This window comes from Arthrobacter globiformis (assembly GCF_046536215.2).
Lineage (GTDB): Bacteria > Actinomycetota > Actinomycetes > Actinomycetales > Micrococcaceae > Arthrobacter > Arthrobacter globiformis_E.
Window position 1 is genome coordinate 2,745,747 of record NZ_CM143421.1, and the last position, 20,890, is coordinate 2,766,636.

18 protein-coding genes are annotated in these 20,890 nt (G+C 66.5%); 8 read left to right on the plus strand and 10 right to left on the minus strand.

Annotation, left to right across the window (positions count from 1 at the left end; translation table 11 throughout):
• The first annotated feature begins 95 nt into the window (after window positions 1–95).
• From R5O87_RS12325 to R5O87_RS12345, 5 genes are read left to right on the plus strand one after another with little or no spacing between them, the layout of a single operon-like run.
• Complete coding sequence (locus R5O87_RS12325; protein ID WP_410554190.1) at window positions 96–1,529, plus strand: glycoside hydrolase family protein; 1,434 nt, start codon at window positions 96–98, stop codon at window positions 1,527–1,529.
• 45 nt (window positions 1,530–1,574) lie between these two features.
• Complete coding sequence (locus R5O87_RS12330; protein WP_410554191.1) at window positions 1,575–2,909, plus strand: ABC transporter substrate-binding protein; 1,335 nt, start codon at window positions 1,575–1,577, stop codon at window positions 2,907–2,909.
• Between the two features lie 46 nt (window positions 2,910–2,955).
• A complete protein-coding gene (locus tag R5O87_RS12335) occupies window positions 2,956–3,837 on the plus strand; it encodes a carbohydrate ABC transporter permease (RefSeq protein ID WP_410554192.1) in 882 nt (293 codons plus the stop codon).
• Window positions 3,834–4,739: a carbohydrate ABC transporter permease gene (locus R5O87_RS12340; protein WP_410554193.1), complete on the plus strand. Its 906-nt coding sequence runs from the start codon at window positions 3,834–3,836 to the stop codon at window positions 4,737–4,739. Before R5O87_RS12335 ends, R5O87_RS12340 begins: the two co-directional genes overlap by 4 nt.
• Before the next feature lie 38 nt (window positions 4,740–4,777).
• Window positions 4,778–5,857, plus strand: coding sequence for a LacI family DNA-binding transcriptional regulator (locus tag R5O87_RS12345; RefSeq protein ID WP_410554194.1), 1,080 nt, complete (start codon window positions 4,778–4,780; stop codon window positions 5,855–5,857).
• Here the strand turns inward: R5O87_RS12345 and R5O87_RS12350 are convergent.
• Both R5O87_RS12350 and R5O87_RS12355 read right to left on the minus strand, forming a co-directional pair.
• The gene (locus tag R5O87_RS12350; RefSeq protein ID WP_410554195.1) at window positions 5,806–6,795 is read right to left on the minus strand and encodes a DMT family transporter; all 990 of its coding nucleotides are present in this window, start codon (window positions 6,793–6,795) and stop codon (window positions 5,806–5,808) included. The genes R5O87_RS12345 and R5O87_RS12350 overlap by 52 nt on opposite strands.
• A complete protein-coding gene (locus R5O87_RS12355; RefSeq protein WP_410554196.1) occupies window positions 6,792–7,385 on the minus strand; it encodes a TetR/AcrR family transcriptional regulator in 594 nt (197 codons plus the stop codon). Before R5O87_RS12355 ends, R5O87_RS12350 begins: the two co-directional genes overlap by 4 nt.
• Before the next feature lie 351 nt (window positions 7,386–7,736).
• On the opposite strand from R5O87_RS12355, the gene chvE reads away from it, so the two are divergent.
• From chvE to mmsB, 3 genes are all read left to right on the plus strand, one after another.
• Window positions 7,737–8,861 carry a multiple monosaccharide ABC transporter substrate-binding protein gene (gene chvE, locus R5O87_RS12360; RefSeq protein WP_410554197.1) on the plus strand — a complete coding sequence of 375 codons (1,125 nt, stop codon included), beginning with the start codon at window positions 7,737–7,739 and terminating at the stop codon, window positions 8,859–8,861.
• A gap of 119 nt (window positions 8,862–8,980) precedes the next feature.
• Entirely contained in the window at window positions 8,981–10,510 is a 1,530-nt protein-coding gene (mmsA, locus tag R5O87_RS12365; RefSeq protein WP_410554198.1) for a multiple monosaccharide ABC transporter ATP-binding protein, read from the plus strand.
• Between the two features lie 6 nt (window positions 10,511–10,516).
• Window positions 10,517–11,836 carry a multiple monosaccharide ABC transporter permease gene (gene mmsB, locus R5O87_RS12370; protein WP_410554199.1) on the plus strand — a complete coding sequence of 440 codons (1,320 nt, stop codon included), beginning with the start codon at window positions 10,517–10,519 and terminating at the stop codon, window positions 11,834–11,836.
• 90 nt (window positions 11,837–11,926) lie between these two features.
• Here mmsB and R5O87_RS12375 read toward each other — a convergent pair whose 3' ends face one another.
• The 8 genes from R5O87_RS12375 to R5O87_RS12410 form a co-directional block, all read right to left on the minus strand.
• The gene (locus R5O87_RS12375; protein WP_410554200.1) at window positions 11,927–12,913 is read right to left on the minus strand and encodes an NAD-dependent epimerase/dehydratase family protein; all 987 of its coding nucleotides are present in this window, start codon (window positions 12,911–12,913) and stop codon (window positions 11,927–11,929) included.
• 60 nt (window positions 12,914–12,973) lie between these two features.
• Complete coding sequence (locus R5O87_RS12380) at window positions 12,974–13,504, minus strand: MmyB family transcriptional regulator (protein WP_410554201.1); 531 nt, start codon at window positions 13,502–13,504, stop codon at window positions 12,974–12,976.
• A gap of 194 nt (window positions 13,505–13,698) precedes the next feature.
• Window positions 13,699–14,715: a LacI family DNA-binding transcriptional regulator gene (locus tag R5O87_RS12385; protein ID WP_410554202.1), complete on the minus strand. Its 1,017-nt coding sequence runs from the start codon at window positions 14,713–14,715 to the stop codon at window positions 13,699–13,701.
• Between the two features lie 16 nt (window positions 14,716–14,731).
• A complete protein-coding gene (locus R5O87_RS12390; RefSeq protein WP_410554204.1) occupies window positions 14,732–15,628 on the minus strand; it encodes an aldose 1-epimerase family protein in 897 nt (298 codons plus the stop codon).
• Window positions 15,629–15,663: 35 nt separating this feature from the next.
• Window positions 15,664–17,184, minus strand: a complete 1,521-nt coding sequence (gene araA / locus R5O87_RS12395) for an L-arabinose isomerase (RefSeq protein ID WP_410554205.1) — start codon at window positions 17,182–17,184, stop codon at window positions 15,664–15,666.
• Window positions 17,185–17,250: 66 nt separating this feature from the next.
• Window positions 17,251–17,961, minus strand: coding sequence for an L-ribulose-5-phosphate 4-epimerase (locus tag R5O87_RS12400; protein ID WP_410554206.1), 711 nt, complete (start codon window positions 17,959–17,961; stop codon window positions 17,251–17,253).
• Window positions 17,958–19,688: a ribulokinase gene (araB, locus tag R5O87_RS12405; protein WP_410554208.1), complete on the minus strand. Its 1,731-nt coding sequence runs from the start codon at window positions 19,686–19,688 to the stop codon at window positions 17,958–17,960. The genes R5O87_RS12400 and araB overlap by 4 nt, the downstream gene beginning before the upstream one ends.
• Window positions 19,689–19,794: 106 nt before the next feature.
• Window positions 19,795–20,805 carry a LacI family DNA-binding transcriptional regulator gene (locus R5O87_RS12410; RefSeq protein ID WP_410554210.1) on the minus strand — a complete coding sequence of 337 codons (1,011 nt, stop codon included), beginning with the start codon at window positions 20,803–20,805 and terminating at the stop codon, window positions 19,795–19,797.
• Window positions 20,806–20,890 lie beyond the last annotated feature (85 nt).

Below are 20,890 nucleotides of genomic sequence, written 5' to 3' on the forward strand. Positions count from 1 at the left end.
CACCTGATTATTTTGCTAAAACGCTTGATCACCTGACCGGTTCCAAGCTAGTCTGCGGTTGATCAAGCGCTTTAGCAGAATGGACATTAACGCCGATGAATCACCCAGTCTTCTTCCAGCCCGCCGACGGATGGGTTGGAGACCTTATCCCCTTCCAGAAGGACGGGGAGTTTTGGTTGTTCTATCTCCACGAGGTCCGCTCCGAACCGAAACCGGGAACCTCGTGGAACCTCGTCACCACCAAGGACCTCATCCAGTTCCAGGACCATGGGGTGTCCCTCGCCCACGGAACCACTGATGACCTGGACTTCAACGCCTACACGGGCAGCATCGCCGTCGACGAAACGGGCGTCCACCACCTGTTTTACACGGGACAAAATCCGGCGAACCTGGGCGCGGAAGGCCTTCCGTTGCAGCTCGTCATGCATGCCACCAGCACCGACGGGATGAAGACCTGGACCAAGCATCCGGAACTGACCTTTGGGGCCCCGGAAGGCTACGAGACCGGAGACTGGCGTGACCCCTTTGTTTTCCGGGACGAGGAAGCCGGGCAATGGCGGATGCTGCTGGCCGCACGGCACGCCGAGGGGCCGGAACGCCGCCGCGGGGTGATCGCCCAGTGCGTGTCCTCGGACCTGATGAACTGGAAGCACACCGAACCGTTCTGGGATCCGCGGCGCTACATCACCCACGAGTGCCCGGACGTTTTCGCCTGGGGCGACTGGTGGTACATGGTCTACTCAGAGTTCTCCGAGTCGTTCACCACCAGGTACCGAATGGCCAAAAGCCCCGACGGCCCCTGGACCGTGCCGGATCTGGACAGCATCGACGGGCGCGCCTTCTACGCCTCCAAATCTGCCGAGCGTGACGGCCGGCGCTTCTTCTTCGGCTGGATCGCCAGCAAAGAGAACGCCCGCGACGACGGCCCCTGGCAGTGGGCGGGCACCATGTCGGTGCTCGAGGCCCGCCAGAACGCGGACGGCACCTTGGCGTTCGCATTCCCTGACGAACTCGTGGAAAGCTTCTGGGACGAGGTCCCTGCTGAGGTGGACCGGGAACTTCCCGCCACCCTGACGGTCCCGGACGGATACGAAGCCATCCTGACCCGCAACAACGTACCGCGCCAGTTCTACGTCAGGGCCGTCCTGCACATCGAGGCCGGAACCACAGAATGCGGCCTGCTGCTGCGATCCAGCGCCGACGGGGACCGGTCCTACATCATCAGGCTTGAGCCGAAGCGCGGCCGCATGGTGTTTGACCGCTGGCCCCGGAATATCACCGGCGATGCACAGTGGCACGTCTCAGGCGACGTTCCCTTCGATATCGAACTGGAGCGCCCGTGCGACCTCAGCCCTGGCGAGCACACGCTCGAAGTCGTCGCGGACGGAGACCTGTGTGTCGCAGTCCTGGACCGGCAGGTGGCCCTCAGCACCAGAATTTACGACCTGGCGGACGGCCTGCTCGGCGTGTTCGCCGGAGAGGGATCCGCCACACTCACCGAACTTGAAATCCGCCAGCGCACTCCCTAGCCCTTCACCCCTAAGTAACCATTCCAATCAAGGAAGATTGCCGCAATGAAAAAACTGTTCCGAACGGCTGCCGTGGCCGCCGTCGCCGCCCTGGCCCTCGCAGGCTGCGCCGGCGGAGGTGCCAGCAGCCCCTCCAACGTCACACCGACCGGGGAAATCAAACCCCGCGAAATATCGTGGCTGTTGTCCCGGCCGGCCGACGGTGCCGTCATCAACATCATGAAAAAGCTCGCCAGCGACTACGCCAAGGACCACCCGGGCTTCGCACTGAATTTGATCACCACTCCGGACCGGCCCTCCTACATCCAGAAACTGGAAACCCTGGCCGCCGCGAACAAGCTCCCGGAGCTCTTCGACACCGATGCCACCCCGTTCGCCCAACAGCTGGCAAAGCAGGGCAAGATGCTCGACGCCGAAAAGCTGCTCAAGACGCTGAACGTCTACGACACCTACCGTCCTGCCGCGCTGGACTACCAGAGGTTCGACGACGGATCCCTCTACATGATTCCCTTCCAGTTCGAGCTGGAGTTCATCTGGTACAACAAGGCGCTGCTGCAGAAGGCAGGAGTGTCCATCCCGAAGTCGCTGGATGACATCCCAGCGATGTGCACCACCCTTCGCAAGGCCGGCATCACCCCCATCGCGATCGACGGACAGGACCAGTGGCCGCTGGAACGCTATGTCGCCTATCAGCCCTTCCGGGCAGCCGGGCCGGACTTCGTCCAGAAGCTAAAGAAGGGCGACGCCAAATTCTCTGATCCCGCCGGCCAGAAGACCGTTCAGTGGATGTCTGCATTGGGCAAGGCCAAGTGCTTCCAGGACGGCTTTTCCTCGCAGGGCTACTCCGACGCGCAGAACCAGTTCACCTCCGGCAAAGCTGCCATGTACAACATCGGCACCTGGGAACTGCCCAGCCTCGCCACCGGCAAGTTGAACCCGGCGGCACGCCAGGACATCGACTTCACAACCCTTCCGGTGACGGAAGGATCGGTCACCGCTGCCAACGAATACGTTTCCCCGTCCGGTATTGGCATGGCGGTAAACGCCAAGACCTACGACCCGCTAGTGAGCGACTTCCTGAAATTCGCCTTGGCGAAATACCCCTCCCAATACGCCGCAACCGGGGCCCTTTCCCCGACGACGGACGTCCAGACAGCCATACCCGCCAACGCCACGCCGCTGTACAAGAAGGCCATCGAGAAGGCAGGCGACCTCGGCGGGAAGCAGGCCATGCCGTGGGACACCCAGCTTGACCCCACCACCAACGGCCGGCTCCAGCAGGAGCTCGTGCTCCTCGTCCAGGGCGACATCACGCCCGAGCAGTTCACCAGCACGATGGACAGCACCGTCGCACAGAACGCACCCAAGTTCTTCAAGTAAACCCAAGCGGCGGGGGACCCCGGTCCCCCGCCCGAAAGGCCCCGCCATGCTTCCCAACAGGTCACGACTTTCAGTCCTGGTGTTCCTGCTCCCGCCGCTGCTGCTCTACGGCGCAGCCGTGCTCTTCCCGATACTCCAATCCCTCTTCCTGAGCTTCTTCTCGTGGAACGGCATCAGCGACATGGAATTCGTCGGCCTGGCCAACTATGTGCGGATGTTCACCGCAGATGACGTTTTCTGGCATTCCTTCTTCAACGCCCTCGGATACCTTGCGATCTGCCTCGTGCTGCAGCTCGGCGGAGCCCTCCTGGTGGCCAGCCTGCTGACGTCCCTGCGCCGCGGCCGGGAGCTGATCAAGACCCTTTACCTGCTGCCGGCCGTCATCTCCACCGTTGCGATCGCCTTCTTGTTCGTGCGCATCTACTCGATCGACCCGGTGGGACTGCTCAACCAGCTCCTCGAGTGGATCGGCCTCGGAAGCCTGGAACGCGCCTGGCTCTCCGACGTCAGCACGGTGCTCGCCGCCGTATCCGCGCCCGAAGGCTGGCGGTTCACCGGCCTCTACATGCTGATCATCTATGCGGCCCTGATCGCCGTGCCCAAGGAACTCGAAGAGGCAGCGGTCCTCGACGGCGCTTCCCGGTGGACGCTCTTCACCAAGATCCGCTTTCCGTACATCCGCCCGGTCTGGATCACCACCACCATCATGGCCACCACCTACGGGCTCCGCGGGTTCGACATCCCCTACCTCATGACCAACGGCGGCCCCGGGCAGTCCTCCGAGCTCCTGACCACCTACATGTACAAAACAGCATTCACCAGTACCGATTTCGGATACGCCAGCACCATCTCAGTGTTCATCGTGATCGAGTGCCTCGTCGCCGTCGGCCTCATCCTCTTCATGCTCAAGCGGAAGGCAGAGTCATGATCACCCAGACAGCCCCCGCCCCGCCGCCGTCGTCGGCTTTGGCGCCTGCACCGCCCGCCGCGCGGCGGCGCCGCCGCCCGAGCGCCGCCCGGACCCTGTCCCGCGTGCTCATCACCCTCATCGTCGTCGCCCAGGTCTACCCCCTCGCCTGGCTGTTCCTGACCAGCCTGCGCAGCGAACACGACTTCGCCACCGGAGACCCCTTCGCCCTGCCCAAGGCACTCACCCTCGAAAACTACGCCCGGGCCTTTGAAACCGGAGACCTCGGGAAGAACATCCTGAACAGCTTCATCGTCACCATGGGCGCCAACATCCTGATCGTGCTGCTGGGCATGATGGCCGCGTACGCCATCCAGGTGCTCGGCTTCCGCCTCAGCCGCCTGGTCCGCGGACTGTTCCTGGTGGGCATCATCGTCCCCGTCCAGATCGCGTTGGTCCCCCTGTTCATCGACTACTCCACGGTCAACCTGCTCGACACCTACCAGGCGATGATCATCCCGCTGGCAGGGTTCTCACTGCCCATGTCCGTGTACCTGTTCTCCTCGTTCTTCGAGTACATACCCCGCGAAACATATGAGGCAGCCTCCCTGGACGGCGCCGGCCCGTACCGGATTTTCGGCCTGATCACCGTGCCGCTGTCACTGAATACGGTGGTGACCGTGGTGCTCGTCAACAGCATCTTCATCTGGAACGACTTCATCTTCGCCAACACGTTCGTCCTGTCCGAGGAACTGAAGACGATCCCGCTCGGCCTGCAGAACTACATCGGCGCCATGGGCAAGGTCGACTGGACCGCAACCTTCGCGGCGGTCTGCGTCACCATCACCCCGCTGCTGCTGGTGTTCCTGGTGCTCAACAAGGCCATGATCCAGGGCCTGGAAAGCGGAGCGACCAAGGGATGACGGCCGTGGCTGACGGATATACTCCAAAAGGAGGGCAGATGGTTTCAAAGGAGAAAAAGACGGGCAATCCCGCGCCTGCGGCGCGGTCTGTCAGGGCCGCCGAGCGTGCGCACCCCGTCACCCTGCGCGAGGTCGCCGAAGCAGCCGGTGTCTCCACCGCCACAGTTTCCCTGGTCGTCAACCAGAAAAAGGACGCCCGCATCGCGGCCGAGACCCGCAAACGGGTCCGCGACGCCATCCACCAACTGGGATACCGGCCCAATGCGATGGCCCAGACGCTGGTCAGCGGAACCTCACGGTTCATCGGATTAGTCGCCGACGGCGTTGCCACCACGCCGTTCGCAGGCCAGATCATCCACGGGGCACAGGACGAGGCCTGGAAGCACGGATACGCCCTCCTGATCGCCAACACCGAGGGCAACGCGGAGCTCGAAAAAGACGCAATGGCGATGATGCTCGAATACAAAGTGCGCGGCATCCTGTACTCGACCTGGTTTCACCGCTCCGCCGACATCCCGGCCCCGCTGCGTGAAGCGGACTTCGTCCTGGTCAACTGCTTCGCCACCGAGCCAGGCGCCAGGGCCGTGGTGCCGGATGAGGAACAGGGCGGCCGCTCAGCCACCGAGATCCTGCTGCGGCACGGCCACCGTCGCATCGCCTTCATCAACGCCACCACTCCCGCCCCGGCCAAAGACGGGCGGCTCCACGGCTACCGCGAAGCACTCGGGGCAGCGGGCATACCGTTCGACCCGGACCTGGTCCTGGAAGCCTACCCCGACCAGGAAGGCGGATACGGAGCGACCGGGGAGCTTCTGAAGCTCGGCGTCACCGCGGTCTACTGCTACAACGACCGCATGGCCATGGGACTGTATGACGGCCTCCGGGAACACGGGCTGTCCATCCCCGACGACTTGGCTGTGGTCGGTTTCGACAACCAGGAAGTGATCGCCGCCCACCTCCGGCCCCCGCTTTCCACGGTGTCCCTCCCCCACTACGAACTCGGCGCCGCGGGGGTGCGGATGCTCCTCGGCGTTGACGAGGCGCCGGAGAACGGGGTCGCAAAGATCTACTGCCCCACGGTGGAACGGGCCTCGGTTCTCGCCGAGGCACACGCCTGACCGCTTCGGTCACCGCTCTGGCTCCCCGCCTGCCGGGGAGCCAGGACGAACAGGCTCGCCAGCACCATGGCGACGCCGAGCCAGCCCAGTGCAGGCAACCGTTCACCCACGACGACGACGGCCAGCACCGCTGCGACGACGGTTTCCATGAGGGACAGGCCCGTGGCGGTGCTCGCGCGGACGCGCGCCAGTCCCCAGCCGAACAGGACGTAGCCCGCGAACATCGGCACAAGCGCCATGTAGGCGCCCACCGTGAAGTTGCCCCAGGACTCGAGCAGCGGCCGGCCGGTCACGGCGAGTACCGGCATCAGGAGCACTCCGCCCAGCCCGAACACCGCACCCATGGCGGCCCGGGATGACACTCCCCCGCTGATCAGGCGGTGGGCAGCCCACGAGTACAGCGCGTAGGTCACGCCGGCCACGAGACCCAGAAGGACCCCCGCCGGCACGGCCCAGGCTTCGGCAACAGCGCCCGGCCGCTCCGCGCTGTCACCGGCAAAACACAGGAGTCCGGCGCCCGCCACCCCGATCAGCGCGCCGAGCATCCAGCGGCGGGTCAGCTCCTTCCGCTCTGCCAGGCGCTCGATGACTGCCGACGCCAGAGGGGCCGATCCGATTGAGACGACCGTACCGAGCGCCACACCGGAAAGGTGCATGGAGCTGTAGAAGGCAAGAGGGTACACCGCCACCGCCGCGGCCCCGAGGGAGACCAGCAGCCACCTGCCGCGGAGGCTGGCCCAGTGGCTCGCGATCGGCTGCACCGCGTACAGCGCCTGCAGCAGTCCGCCCACGCCCATGGCCACGGCACCGATCGCCAGCGGGCTTACCGACGGCGCGAACGTCGCCACCGTTCCGGTGGTGCCCCACAGCGTCGACGCGCCCACAACGAAAAATGCACCCAGAAGAGGCCCGTTCATCCGGCCAAGCACCGCGTTCACAGCCCCTCCACCATCCGGGCAGCGATCGCCCGCGCCTCGCGCAGGCAGCGGTCTTCGCCCTCAAGCCCGGCCCTGGCCATGGCCCCTTCGAGCACGAACGCCAGATGCCGGGCCACCCCGGCCGCGGCGCCGTCCTCCCCCGGTTTCAGTTCGGCCACATGCTTGAGCAGGAGACCCTCGACCTCTTCCTTGTGCTGCCGCACGGCCTGCCTCCCGGGAGCCGCCGCGGGCAGTTCAGCGGCAGCATTGAGCAGGCCGCACCCCCTGAAACCGTGCTCATACGCGAAGTTGGCGTGGTCGATATAGGCGTCGAACACGGCAAGGACACGCTCCTGCGGGGTGTCCGCCGCAGCTACCCGCTCCCGGTACAGGGCGAGCCATTCCTCATGCCGGGCGGCAAGGTAGGCCGCCACCAGGTCCGCCTTGGACGCAAAGTTGTTGTACAGGCTCTTCTTCGCAACCCCGGCCGCCGCGGTGATGGAGTCGATGCCCGTGGCCGCCACGCCGTCGGCGTAGAAGAGCCGCGCCGCAGCGTCGAGGAGCGAAGCGCGGGCAGGCCGCTTTACGGACGGCCCTTCAGCTGAAGCCACCGGTGAACCTCCTACAGAAACAGTAAGCAGGTAGACCAGTCTACCTACTCAGCTGGCCGGCGTAAACAGCCGGGGAAGGCGGGCCAAAAGCACGGCCAGGCACCGCCGTCGTTCTCTTAAATCTGTGTCTTGCTTCACAGCCCCGGCGGGGATAATATTATCCACGATTGTTAGCGCTAACAGAAATGTTGGAGCAACCGGGGTCTCCGCTCCGGTGATGACAGCCTCCGACGCCGGTCCTCTGGAACGGCCTCGGTACGCCGGACACAAGTGGCCGGTCCCGGCGGAAAGTACATACGCTTTCCGCTCAAGCAGATTCGTGGCCCAACCCGGCCACGGAAGGAGAATAACGTGAGAATCAAGAAACTCCTGGGCGCCGTCGCCGTCGTCCTGGCTGTTACGGTGGGGGCCACCGGCTGCGGCAGCCGCCCCGGCGCCGCCACCAGCTCCAGCAGCGCCGACGCTGCCGGTGCCCTGGTGGGAATCTCCATGCCGACGCAGACGTCGGAACGCTGGATCGCGGACGGCAAGAACGTCTCCGAATCCCTGGCCAAGCTCGGCTACAAGACGGACCTGCAGTACGCCAACGACGACATCCCCACCCAGGTCTCGCAGATCGAAAACATGCTGACCAAGGGCGCCAAGTCCCTGATCATCGCCGCCATCGACGGCACCACGCTGACGGACGTCCTGGCCAAGGCCAAGGAGCAGAACGTCAAGGTCATCGCCTACGACCGGCTGATCAACGGCACCCCGAACGTGGACTACTACACCACCTTCGACAACTACGAGGTGGGCGTCCAGCAGGCAACGTCGCTGCTGACCGGGCTGGGCCTGGTGGATGCCTCCGGCAAGAAGGTAGAGGGCAAGGGTCCGTTCAACGTTGAACTCTTCGCGGGCAGCCCGGACGACAACAACGCCAACTTCTTCTGGACCGGCGCCATGGACACCCTGAAGCCGTACCTGGACGCCGGCACCCTCAAGGTGCCCAGCGGCCAGACCAAGTTTGAGCAGGCAGCGATCCTCCGCTGGCAGGCGGCCACCGCCCAGAAGCGGATGGAAGACATCCTCACCGCCGCTTACGGCTCGGGCAAGAAGCTCGACGGCGTGCTGTCACCTTACGATGGCCTGTCGATCGGCATCATCTCGGCCCTGACCAGCACCGGCGGCTACTCGAAGGGCGCCCTGCCGGTAGTGACCGGCCAGGACGCGGAAAAGGGGTCGGTGAAGTCCATCGTCGCCGGCGAGCAGTACTCCACGATCTTCAAGGACACCCGCAAGCTCGGCGAGCAGGCCGTGAAGATGGTTGACGCCGTCCTGAAGGGCCAGCAGCCCGAGACCAATGACACCGAGACCTACAACAACAAGGTCAAGGTGGTCCCGGCCTTCCTGCTGAAGTCCGTCATTGTCACCAAGGACAATTACAAGCAGGAACTGATCGACTCCGGTTACTACACCGACGCCGACATCAAGTAGCAGCACCCTTCCAGTAAGAGCACGGTGGGGGCGCCTGCAGCGGCAGGCGCCCCCGCACCCCAACAGATCGACCCACCGAACCAGATCAGCTCATCGAACAGATCAGCGGGAAATAACCAATGAACGTACCCATTCTTCAGATGCGCGGGATCACCAAGACCTTCCCCGGCGTCAAGGCCCTCCAGAATGTAACCCTGGACGTGAACCGCGGCGAGGTCCACGCGATCTGCGGCGAAAACGGGGCAGGCAAGTCCACCCTGATGAAGGTGCTCTCCGGCGTCTACGCCCACAACACCTTTGAGGGGGACATCCTCTTCGAGAACGAACCGTGCGACTTCGCGTCCATCAGCGACAGCGAGAAGCGCGGCATCGTGATCATCCACCAGGAGCTGGCCCTGAGCCCGTACCTGTCCATCGCGGAAAACATCTTCCTGGGGAACGAAATGGCCTCCCGCGGCTGGGTCGACTGGCGCAAGACCAACCTTGAGGCCGCCAAGCTGCTGGCCCGGGTGGGCCTGGACGAAAACCCGGTCACCCCCATCCAGCACATCAGCGTCGGCAAGCAGCAGCTCGTCGAAATCGCCAAGGCGCTGTCCAAGGAAGTGAAGCTGCTGATCCTGGACGAGCCCACCGCGGCCCTGAACGACGAGGACTCGGACCACCTGCTGGACCTGATCCTGCACCTGAAGGGCCAGGGCGTCACCAGCATCATCATCAGCCACAAGCTCAACGAAATCCGCAAGGTGGCGGACGCCGTCACCATCATCCGCGACGGCAAGTCCATCGAAACCCTGCGCGTGGACCAGGGCCAGATCACCCAGGAACGCATCATCCGCGGCATGGTGGGCCGCGACCTGGACAGCCTCTACCCGGAGCGCGAACCGCAGATCGGCGAGGAAGTGCTGCGCATCGAGGACTGGACGGTCCAGCACCCGCAGGACCACAGCCGCACCGTGGTGCACAACGCCAGCCTCAACGTCCGCAAGGGCGAAGTGGTGGGACTCGCCGGCCTCATGGGCGCCGGCCGCACCGAACTGGCCATGAGCGTGTTCGGCCGCACCTATGGCCGCGCCGTCTCCGGAAAGGTCTTCAAGTACGGCAAGGAAATCAACACCTCCACCGTCCCGGAGGCCATCCGCCACGGCATCGCTTACGCCACCGAGGACCGCAAGCACTACGGGCTTAACCTCATCGAGGACATCAAGCGGAACATCTCCATGGCTGCCCTGCCCAAGCTCGCCAAGCGCGGCTGGGTGGACAGGAACAAGGAAACCACGGTGGCCAACAGCTACCGGAAGAGCATGAACATCAAGGCCCCGTCCGTCGCGGCCATCACCGGGAAACTCTCCGGCGGCAACCAGCAGAAAGTGGTCCTGAGCAAGTGGATGTTCTCCGACCCCGATGTGCTGATCCTGGACGAGCCCACCCGCGGCATCGACGTCGGCGCCAAGTTTGAGATCTACACGATCATCGCCGAGCTCGCCGCCCAGGGCAAAGCCGTCATTGTGATCTCCTCCGAGCTCCCCGAACTCCTGGGCATCTGCGACCGGATCTACACCCTGTCCGCCGGCCACGTCACGGGTGAAGTCCCGATCGCCGAGGCCTCCCAGGAAACCCTTATGCACTACATGACCCAAGAGAAGGAATAACGAGCCATGTCCGCCCTACGAGAATCCCTCGGCTTCCTGGCAAGCCGCCTCCGCCAGGTCGGCATCTTCGTCGCCCTGATCCTGATCGTCCTGCTGTTCCAGGTCCTCACCGACGGGATCCTGCTGGAGCCGCAGAACGTCACCAACCTGGTCGTCCAGAACAGCTACATCCTCATCCTGGCCATCGGCATGGTCATGGTCATCATTGCCGGCCACATCGACCTTTCCGTCGGCTCCATCGCCGGGTTCATCGGCGCCGTCGCCGGCGTCATGATCGTCCACTGGGGCTGGGCCTGGTGGGCGGCCATCCCGGCCTGCCTCCTCGTCGGCGCCCTGGTCGGGGCATGGCAGGGCTACTGGATCGCCTACGTCGGCATCCCGGCCTTCATCGTCACCCTGGCCGGCATGCTCATCTTCCGCGGCCTGACCCTGATCACCCTCAAGAACCAGCAGATCACCCCGTTCCCGGATGAGCTCCGCGCCCTCGGCGGCGGCTTCCTGCCGGACATCTCCGGCGGCACCTCCGTGCTCGAATGGCTCACCGTGATCCTCGGCGTCGGCGGCACCGCAGCCCTGCTGTTCCAGTCCATCAAGGAACGCCGGGTCCGCCGCAAGTTCAACCTGGAAAACGAGCCCATGGCCTGGTTCGCCACGAAGACCGCGTTCATCGCCCTGCTGATGCTTGTCATCACGTTCCTGCTCGCCAGCTACCGCGGCACCCCCATCGTGCTGATCGTCCTCGCGGCCCTGGTCATCGCCTACTCGGCGCTGATGAACAACAGCATCTTCGGCCGGCACACCTACGCCATCGGCGGCAACCTGCACGCCGCGGAACTCTCCGGCATCAAGACCAAGGCGGTGACCTTCCGGCTGTTCGTGAACATGGGTGTCCTCGCCGCACTGGCCGGCCTGATCTTTACGGCCCGCCTGAACTCCGCCCAGCCCGCCGGCGGCACCGGCTTCGAGCTGGACTCCATCGCCGCAGCCTTCATCGGCGGCGCGGCGGTCCAGGGCGGCATCGGCACCGTGGCGGGCGCCATGATCGGCGGCCTCATCATGGGCGTCCTGAACAACGGCATGTCCATCCTGGGCCTTGGCACCGATTACCAGCAGCTGATCAAGGGCCTGGTGCTCCTGATCGCCGTCGGGTTCGACATCTTCAACAAGAACCGTGCCGGCGGCGGATCCTCCATCGCCAAGCGCTTCAAGCTCAGGACCACCCCGCCCGCCACCGAAACCAAGGCACCTGCACAAACCCAGGCTCCTGCACCGGCCGAATCGGCCACGCCCGTGGCCGCCGGCAGCCGGGACTCAGGCAACGCCTAGCCGCCGGCCCGCAGCCAGCAGCGCTGAACCCCTCCCGCGGTTTACACCGCGGGAGGGGTTCGCCACTTAACGCATTAGCCGGACGGCGGTTCAGCCGGCCAGGGCGCCCAACGGACGGGCGACCCGAAGCTGGTCGTGGTCAATGAGCCAGGTCACGGATTCGAGCACAGCCTGTTCGGGCTCGTACCGGGGTGCATAGCCCAGGAGCGCCTTGGCCTTCTCGATGGTGAAGCAGTGGCTGCGGTGCAGGTGGCCCCAGCTCGAGTCGGCGTACTCCGCCGTGGTCGATTCACGGAACCGGTCCCACGTGACCGTCTCCAGCTCTGCGGCCTGCCCGAACCAGCCGGCGGCGATCTCGGCGTAGCCGCGGACGCTGAGCGCGGTGGGGGCGACGATGTTGAAGTCCTCGCCGGCGGCCGCGTCCCGGTTGCTGATGGCTTTCTCGAACGCCTGGGCGACGTCGTCGGCGTGCACGTGGTGCATCAGTTCGGCACCGCTGCCGGGGACCCGCAGCGGCTCCCCGGCAGAAAGGGTGTACCAGACGGCCGGGTCGAGGTTTCCGAGCGGCCCGGTGGGGTGCCAGCCGGGACCGACGATGTGGCCGGGGTGCAGCGACGTGGTGACCAGCCCGCCGTCGGCCGTCTCTTCCTTGAGCATCCGCGCGATGCGGTCCTTTTGGATCCCGTACTCGTCGAACGGGGCGGCGGCCGAGCCGGACCCCTCGGCGATCGGCAGCTTGAGGCTCTTGCCGTACCGCCAGATGGAGCCGCAGTGGAGCAGGTGCCCGGTCTCGCCGCGGAGCCGGTTGACCAGCGACGTAGCGGACCCGAGCGTAAAACAGACCAGGTCAACCACGACGTCGGCCTGCAGTCCCGCGATCCGGTCACCGAAGGTGCCGTCCCGGTCCTCCTGCTGCCGGTCGGCGGTGACCTGGCGGACCTGCTCCCATTCGGAGGCCTCCGCATAGCTTTTGGAGGTTCCGCGGCTGATGTTGATGACCTCGTGGCCGGCGCGGACCAGCCGCGGCACGAGGAACGTGCCGATGTGGCCGCTGCCGCCGATGACGATGACTTTCATTGTTCTCCGATCTTTGGTGACGCTTTTACTGGGGGTGCCGGGCGGTGGGCGGCGATGGCCTCATTGGTGGCGGCCCAGCTGGCCAGGAGCGCGTACTTTTCGGCGGATTCGCTGCCCTCGTCCACGCTGTAGGTGGCGAGGCTCAGCCCAGTTCGCGCGGAACTCGGGGCTGAGTGTGGACAACTCTCCGATCAGGGCGGTCAGGTCCGCGTCAAGCGGGTCGCGCCCGGCGTTGAGGCGCAGCATCGCCGCGTTGTACCGCCGGATCATCGGCCACTCCACGTAATAGTCCTTCGCCCGCGGATCCAGGAAGATGAAGCGCGAGAAATTGGGCCTGTCCGATTCGAACTGCGGCGAGTACAGCGCCCGGCCCATCAGGTTCGCTGCGACCACGTCCTGCCGCGCGTTCCACGCCACCGCCGGGATGCTCATGCTGTCCAGCACGCGCTGCACCGATTCCCGCACCCCCGTTTCAGTGGTCTTCTGCCCCGTGCGTGCCCGCGTATTTGCCGATGCAGTGCGGGCGAGCCCGAACAGGTACTCCCGTTCGACGTCGTTGAGCCGGAGGGCGTTGGCGAGGGCGTTGAGCACGTGCTCCGAGGCGCCGCGGATGTTCCCGCGTTCCAGACGGGTGTAGTAGTCCAGGGGGTGACGTTTGCGCGGCGGGACATCAGGAACTCCCGCACCTCATCCTTCGAACTCATAACCTCCACGGTAGGTGCTGGACCGGCAACTGAGGGAGGCCCCGCTGCACCCCCTGTCCGGCCGGGCTGGAGTTCCGGGCGTCACCGGCCGGGCGGCGCCGTGGAACCCCGCACCACCAGCTTGGGGTTAAGGACCGAAGCCGCTCCCGAGGGGCCGTGGGCCATGTCGGAGAGGAGCATCCGGATGCAGCGCGCGCCGAGTTCCTTGAAGCCCTGGGTCACCGTGGTCAGCGGCGGGACAAAATAGCCGGCTTCGGGCTGGTCATCGAAGCCCACCACGCTGACGTCCGCCGGCACGCGCAGGCCGGCCTCGCTGAAGGCGCGCAGTACACCCAGGGCCATCTGGTCGTTGGCCGCGAACACGGCAGTGACGTTGCCGGCGGCCGCCAGCTCCAGTCCGGCGCGGTAGCCGCTTTCGGCGCTCCAGTCACCCTGGATCAGCACGCCCTCCTGCAACCCGGCCTGGCCAAGGGCACTGCGCCAGCCCTCGGTCCGGGCCGCGGCGTCGATCCAGTCCCGCGGGCCCGAAATGTGAGCGATAGACGTGTGGCCCAGGTTCACCAGGTGCTGTACAGCGAGGGCCGCCCCCACGCGCTGGTTCACAGCCGCCACGGTCAGCTGCTCATCCGCGCCGAAGCCCACCGCAACCAGCGGCACGGACAGCGCGATGGTGTGCAGCGATTCCAGCATGGTCTCGTGCGGGACGATCACCACGATCCCGTCGACGGACTGCAGCAGGAAGTGTTCGAGGGCGTCGTGGATTCCGGCGGCCGTCACCTCGCTGAGGCTGGCCATGCTGACGGCATAGCCTTCGTTGCGGGCTGCCTGCTGGACGCCCAGCAGCGTATTGGCCGGACCGTAGTGCGCCGTGCCGGCGCCCAGGACGCCGATGGCCTGGGACCGCCGCGTGACCAGGCTGCGGGCCGCGGTGTTGCGGCGGTAGCCCAGCTCGGCGATGGCGCGTTCCACCCGCCTGCGGGTCCGGGCACTGACGTTCGGGTGGGTGTTCAGGACGCGTGAGACGGTCTGGTGGGACACCCCGGCGAGACGCGCCACGTCCTCCATCACGGGAGGACGCGACGCGGTGTTTGTTGTCATTTCGTGGTGTTTGCTGTCACGTGGCGAAGATGCTCCAGGATGCCTCGTGCGTGGCGCCCGGCTCCAGCCGGATCAGGTCCACGCCGCTGTTGAAGGCGTCGGGCGGGCAGGTCATGGGCTCCACGGCGAGGCCCAGCCGGTTGGGGGCCGGCGGCTGCTTGTCGGCCGTGTGGATCTGCAGCCACCGGCAGGTGCGGTCCCAGGCCATTCCGACGCCCGTACCACCCGGATCCCGGACCAGCACGCGTGCCTGGCCGGCGCCGTCGAACGCTATGTTCGTGAAGGCGTGGTCGATCTCAGTGGCGCCAATGGTGCGCGGCGTCCGGAAATCAAAGCCGTGGCCCTCCACGGTGCGCGTTTCCTTCGGCAGCAGCCGGTCCGGGGTGACCTCGAGGAACTTCCCGGCGGGGAGCTCAAGGGTCCACTCGTCGAGGGGTGCCGGGCCGGCCACCAGGTACGGGTGCGGGCAGACCCCGTAGGGCGCCGCCGTGGCGCCAAGGTTCGACGCCGTGACCCGGCTGTGCAGGCCGTCCGGGTCCAGCCGGTATTCGACGGCGATGCGCACCTCGTGCGGGTAGCCCGCCGTCGGTTCCGGGGTGCAGGACAGCGTCACCGAGGACGCGTCCTGCGACTCCAGGTCCCAGTCCAGCGGGAACACCAGCCCGTGCAGCGCACAGCCGCGCTCCGGCTCGTTGACCGGCACCTCGTAGCCGGTCCCGTCGAACGTGTACCGGCCGTCGGCGATCCGGTTGGGCCAGGGCGCCGCGACGATGCCGCGGTAGTCGGGGATGGGCCCGCCCGTCGGAAACGGAACGATGAGGTCCCGGTCCCGGTGGCGCAGCTCCCGCAGCGCGCCTGCCTGTGCGGTGATGGTGGCGGTGTACTCCCCTGCGCGGATTTTGTATTCGGTCACAGCACTAGTCTGGATCGTCACATGCCGGGTTTGGTTCACAGCCTTCCGGCCAGCCGGTAATAGGCGGCGTTCCAGGCCAGTTCTTTCTTGAACTGCTTGAGCGTGGTGCCCTCGTCGATGGTGAGCAGCTCGGTCTGCGCGATCTCGGCGAAGTCCTCGAACACGTCCACGCCCACCTGGGTGGAGAGGACGGTGTGGTGCGCGGCCCCGGCGGTCAGCCAGGCGGCGGCGGAGGTGGCGAAGTCAGGCTTCGGTTCCCAGAGGGCGCGCGCCACCGGCAGGTTGGGCAGCGGCTCGTCGAGGTCGACGACGTCCACGGCGTTCGCCACAAGGCGGAACCGGTCGCGCATGTCGGACAGGGCGACGACAACGCCGGGGCCGGCGTCGGTGTCGAAGACCATGCGGACCGGGTCCTCCTTGCCGCCGATGCCCAGCGGGTGAATCTCGACGCGCGGCTTGGAGGCGGTCAGCGAGGGGCAGACCTCCAGCATGTGCGCGCCGAGGATCTTCTCCTGGCCCGGCGCCAGGTGGTAGGTGTAGTCCTCCATCAGGGAGGCGCCGCCGGACAGTCCGGCGCCCATGACCTTGGCCGCACGGATCAGGATGGCGGTCTTCCAGTCGCCCTCGGCGCCGAAGCCGTAGCCGTCGGCCATGAGCCGCTGGACGGCCATGCCCGGCAGCTGCCGCAGCTCGCCGAGGTCCTCGAAGGATGTGGTGAAGGCGGCGGAGCCGTTGGCCTCGAGGAAGCTGCGCAGCCCGAGCTCGATGCGGGCGCTGTAGCGCAGGGACTCGTGCCGGGCACCGCCGGAGCGCAGCTCCGGTGCCACCTCGTAAAGCCGCTCATACTCCGCGACCAAGGTGTCGACGTCGGACTCCGCGGCGCCGTGGACGGCGTCGGCGAGCTCGTTGACGGACCAGGTGTTGACCGAGACGCCGAAGCGCAGCTCCGCCTCGGTCTTGTCGCCCTCGGTGACGGCGACGTTGCGCATGTTGTCCCCGAAGCGGGTCAGCTTCAGGTTGCGGACGGCGGCCCAGCCGGCGGAAGCCCGCTGCCAGACGCCCACCTGGCGGGCCACCTCCGGGTTGGACACGTGGCCCACGACGGTCTTGCGCGGCACGCCCAGCCGGGACTGGATGTAGCCGAACTCGCGGTCACCGTGCGCGGCCTGGTTCAGGTTCATGAAGTCGAAGTCGATGTCCGCCCAGGGCAGGTCCACGTTGGCCTGGGTGTGCAGGTGCAGGAGCGGCTTGCGGAGCAGGTCCAGGCCCTGGATCCACATCTTGGCCGGGGAGAACGTGTGCATCCACGCCGTCACGCCGATCACCGAATCGTCCGAGTTGGCCTCCAGCGCGGTGCGGCGGATCGCGTCCGAATCCGTCAGCACGGGCTTCCAGACGAGCTTGACCGGGACCTCGGAGGACTCGTTCAGCGCGGCAGCGATCTCCTGCGACTGGGCCGCCACCTGCTTCAGCACGTCCTCGCCGTAGAGGTGCTGGCTGCCGGTGAGGAACCAGACCTCGTAGTGCTCGAGGGAGGTGTTGTTGGCGCTGGACATTGGTGTCTCCTTTGAAAGTCGTGGGGCCGCATGCGGCGGCGGTGTTGCTGGGGGCGGGTGCTGGACCTAGCGTCCGTAGACGTTCTGGTAGCGGTCGTAAAGCGATTCGATCTGGCCCTGGTCGATGGGCAGCGGTTCGCCGAGCTGGCGCGAGATGTGGACCGTGCGGGCCACTTCCTCGCACATCACGGCGGCCTTGACCGCTGAGCGGGCGTCCTTGCCGATGGTGAAGGGGCCGTGGTTCTGCATCAGCACGGCCGGGGAGTTGGATCCCTGCAGGGTCTCCACGATGCCGCGGCCGATCGAATCGTCGCCGATGAGCGCGAACGGGCCCACCGGGATGGGGCCGCCGAACTCGTCGCCCATCATGGTGAGCACGCAGGGGATCTGCTCGCCCCGCGCGGCCCAGGCCGTGGCGTAGGTGGAGTGGGTGTGGACCACTCCGCCGACGTCCGGCATGTTCCGGTACACGTAGGCGTGCGCGGCGGTGTCCGACGACGGCGAGAGGCCCGGGTTCTCCCACTGGGCCGGGACGCCGTCGGCATCCGCGCTCAGGCTGCTGACCGGGGTGCCGTAGAGGTCCGTGACCACCATGGTTTCGGGGGTCAGGGCGTCGTAGGAGAGGCCTGAGGGCTTGATGACCATGAGGTCGTAGCCGGGGATCCGGCCGGACACGTTCCCGGCGGTCCACACCACGAGGTCGTAGCGGGTCAGCTCGGCGTGCAGTTCGCAGACCTCGCGGCGGACGCGGGCAATGGTTTCCAGCAGGGCGCTCATGCCGAAACCTCCTCAGGTGTCAGGGATTCGATGTTTGCCGTCTGGACGGCGTTCCGCTGGATGGCCTTGAGCCGGTGCATGACGTCGTTGGTTCCCCTGCCGAAGTAGTCGTGGAGGGTCCGGTATTCACGGAACAGTTCGTCGTAGGCGGCGACGTTTTCCGGGATGGGGGTGTACACGGCGCCGGGCGCCGCGCCCATCGCCGCGGAGGCGGCCCGGACATCGGAATACTTTCCGGCGGCAACGGCGGCGTGGATGGCCGATCCGAGTGCCGGGCCCTGGGTGGAGCCGATGGTGGAGAGCTGGAGGCCGGTCACATCGGAGTAGATCTGCATGAGGAGCCGGTTTTTCAGCAGGCCGCCGGCCACGATGAATTCCTTGACCGGGACGCCGGAATCGCGGAAGGCCTCGACGATGGTGCGGGTACCGAAGGCGGTGGCCTCGAGAAGGGCCCGGTAGATGTCCTCGGGCCGTGTGGCCAGGGTCTGGCCGACCACCACGCCGGACAGTTCGTGGTCCACCAGCACGGAGCGGTTGCCGGAGTGCCAGTCGAGTGCGATCAGTCCGTGCTGGCCGATCGCCTGCCCGGAGGCCAGGTCCGTCAGGTATTCGTGGATGCCCTGCCCAGCCCCGGCGGCAGCCTGGTGGTATTCCGGCGGGACGCCGTACTTGGTGAACCAGCCGAAGATGTCACCCACTCCCGACTGGCCGGCCTCGTAGCCCCAGAGCCCGTCGACGATGCCCCCGTCCACCACGCCGCACATGCCCGGCACCTCGTGGAGTTCGGCGCCGTTCATGACGTGGCAGGTGGAGGTTCCCATGATGGCCACGAGCTGGCCGGGTTCCACGGCCTTTGCTGCCGGGGCGGTGACGTGCGCGTCTACGTTGCCGACGGCGACGGCGATGCCCTCCGGCAGCCCGGTCCAGGCGGCGGCCTCGGCGGTCAGGTAGCCGGCGGCGTCGCCCAGGCGGCCGATGGTGTGGTCCAGCTTGGTGCTGACGAAGTCCTTGAACTGCGGGTTCAGGGCGGCGAGGAAGTCATCGGACGGGTAGTGGCCGTCCTGGTAGATGCCCTTGTACCCGGCGGTGCAGGCGTTGCGGACGTAGTTGCCGCAGAGCTGCCAGACGATCCAGTCTGCGGCCTCCACCCAGTGGTCCATTTCGGCGTAGGCCTCGGGGTCCTCCTCCAGCAACTGGAGGCCCTTGGCGAACTCCCACTCGGACGAGATCAGCCCGCCGTACCGGGGCAGCCAGGACTCGCCCAGCTCGGCGGCCAGCGAGTTGATGCGGTCGGCCTGGCCCTGTGCGGCGTGGTGGCGCCACAGTTTCACGTAGGCGTGCGGGCGGTTCGCGAAGCCCGGCACCTCGTTCAGCGGGGTGCCGTCAGCCTTGACGGGCACCATGGTGCAGGCCGTGAAGTCCGTGGCGATCCCGACGACGGCGGCCGGGTCGATCCCGGCGTCAGCGATTGCGGCGGGAACAGCATGCCGGAGCACGTCCCGGTAGTCGTTGGGAACCTGCAGTGCCCATTCCCCGGGCAGGCGGGCTGCTCCATTGCCGGCCACGTCTGCCGGAAGCGCCTCGGTGACCACCGCATGCGGGTAGTCGAACACGCCGCTGCCCAGTTCCTTGCCGTCCCGGACCCGCACAACCACGGCCCGGCCGGACAGGGTGCCGTAGTCCACCCCGATGACATAGTTTTCGCTGCCGTCTGCTGTGACGTCCATGAATCCTCCAAATGATGGCCCGCTGCTTATCGGGCTGAAACTATTGTGAGCGCTAACAACTTACTGCGTCAAGTGCCGCTGATCACTGATTTGGGGATCCCTGCCCTCAGGCAGGCGCGGAGGTGCTCCGGCGGACCACGAGCTCGGGTTCCACCACCGTGGTGCTCACCGTGTCACCGTTTGCGATGGCGCTTAGCATCAGGTCCATGCAGCGCCTGCCGAGTTCCTCGAAGTCCTGGCGCACTGTGGTGAGCGGCGGGGTGAAGTAACCCGACTCCGGCTGGTCGTCGAAGCCCACCACGGAGACGTCCTCGGGGACCCGGACGCCGGCCTCATTGAACGCGCGGAGCAACCCCAGGGACATCTGGTCGTTGCCCACGAACAGCGCGGTGGCGGTCCGTTCGGCGGCCAGCTTCCGGCCGATCTCATAGCCGCTGCCCGCGCTCCAGTCCCCCTCGACCACCAGGCTGTCATCCAGCCCGGCCTCACGCAGCGCCGCACTCCAGCCTTCGGCACGCGCCACGGCGTCGATCCAGTCCTGCGGGCCGGCCACGTGGCCGATCCGGCGGTGGCCCTGCTCAATCAAATGCCCGACGGCGAGCTCGGCCCCCCGCTTCTGGTCCACCATGGCGCCGCTCACCGCCTCGCTGCCCAGCGACCCCACGGCCACCACCGGCACGCCGGGGTTCAGCTCGGCCAGTGCCAGGAGCGTCTCGGAATGCGGCACGATCACCACGATGCCGTCCACGGACTGGTCCAGGAAGTGCCGGATGGCATCGAAGATCGCCTCCCGGCTCACCGAGCGGAGGGCCGCGATGCTCACGAAATAGCCGGCGTCGCGCGCGGCCTGCTCCACCCCCAGCAGCGTGTTGGCGGGACCGTACTGTGACAACTCGCTGCCCAGCACGCCGATGGTCTGCGACTTCCGTGTGACCAGGCTCCGGGCCGCGGTGTTGCGTCGGTAGCCAAGCTCGGCGATGGCGGCCTCGACGCGCTCGCGCGTGGCCTTGCTGACGTTGGGATGGTTGTTGATCACCCGGGACACAGTCTGGTGCGAGACACCCGCGCGCTCCGCCACATCCTCAAGCCGGGGCAGCCGGGCATTGCTTTTTGCCATGGGGTAATTGTGCGCGACCCACCGCCCTGAACACGAATGGGCGCAGCACGAACGGACGCGGCCGGACGTAAACTGATGGGAGCAA

Bases quoted from the DNA above. Each gene is read 5' to 3' on its own strand.
- R5O87_RS12330 (WP_410554191.1), top strand. From the start codon at position 1,575: ATGAAAAAACTGTTCCGAACGGCTGCCGTGGCCGCCGTCGCCGCCCTG.
- R5O87_RS12375 (WP_410554200.1), bottom strand. From the start codon at position 12,913: ATGAAAGTCATCGTCATCGGCGGCAGCGGCCACATCGGCACGTTCCTC.
- araA (WP_410554205.1), bottom strand. From the start codon at position 17,184: ATGTCCAGCGCCAACAACACCTCCCTCGAGCACTACGAGGTCTGGTTC.
- R5O87_RS12345 (WP_410554194.1), top strand. From the start codon at position 4,778: ATGGTTTCAAAGGAGAAAAAGACGGGCAATCCCGCGCCTGCGGCGCGG.
- R5O87_RS12335 (WP_410554192.1), top strand. From the start codon at position 2,956: ATGCTTCCCAACAGGTCACGACTTTCAGTCCTGGTGTTCCTGCTCCCG.
- R5O87_RS12400 (WP_410554206.1), bottom strand. From the start codon at position 17,961: ATGAGCGCCCTGCTGGAAACCATTGCCCGCGTCCGCCGCGAGGTCTGC.
- R5O87_RS12385 (WP_410554202.1), bottom strand. From the start codon at position 14,715: ATGACAACAAACACCGCGTCGCGTCCTCCCGTGATGGAGGACGTGGCG.
- araB (WP_410554208.1), bottom strand. From the start codon at position 19,688: ATGGACGTCACAGCAGACGGCAGCGAAAACTATGTCATCGGGGTGGAC.
- R5O87_RS12325 (WP_410554190.1), top strand. From the start codon at position 96: ATGAATCACCCAGTCTTCTTCCAGCCCGCCGACGGATGGGTTGGAGAC.
- mmsB (WP_410554199.1), top strand. From the start codon at position 10,517: ATGTCCGCCCTACGAGAATCCCTCGGCTTCCTGGCAAGCCGCCTCCGC.
- R5O87_RS12410 (WP_410554210.1), bottom strand. From the start codon at position 20,805: ATGGCAAAAAGCAATGCCCGGCTGCCCCGGCTTGAGGATGTGGCGGAG.
- mmsA (WP_410554198.1), top strand. From the start codon at position 8,981: ATGAACGTACCCATTCTTCAGATGCGCGGGATCACCAAGACCTTCCCC.
- R5O87_RS12340 (WP_410554193.1), top strand. From the start codon at position 3,834: ATGATCACCCAGACAGCCCCCGCCCCGCCGCCGTCGTCGGCTTTGGCG.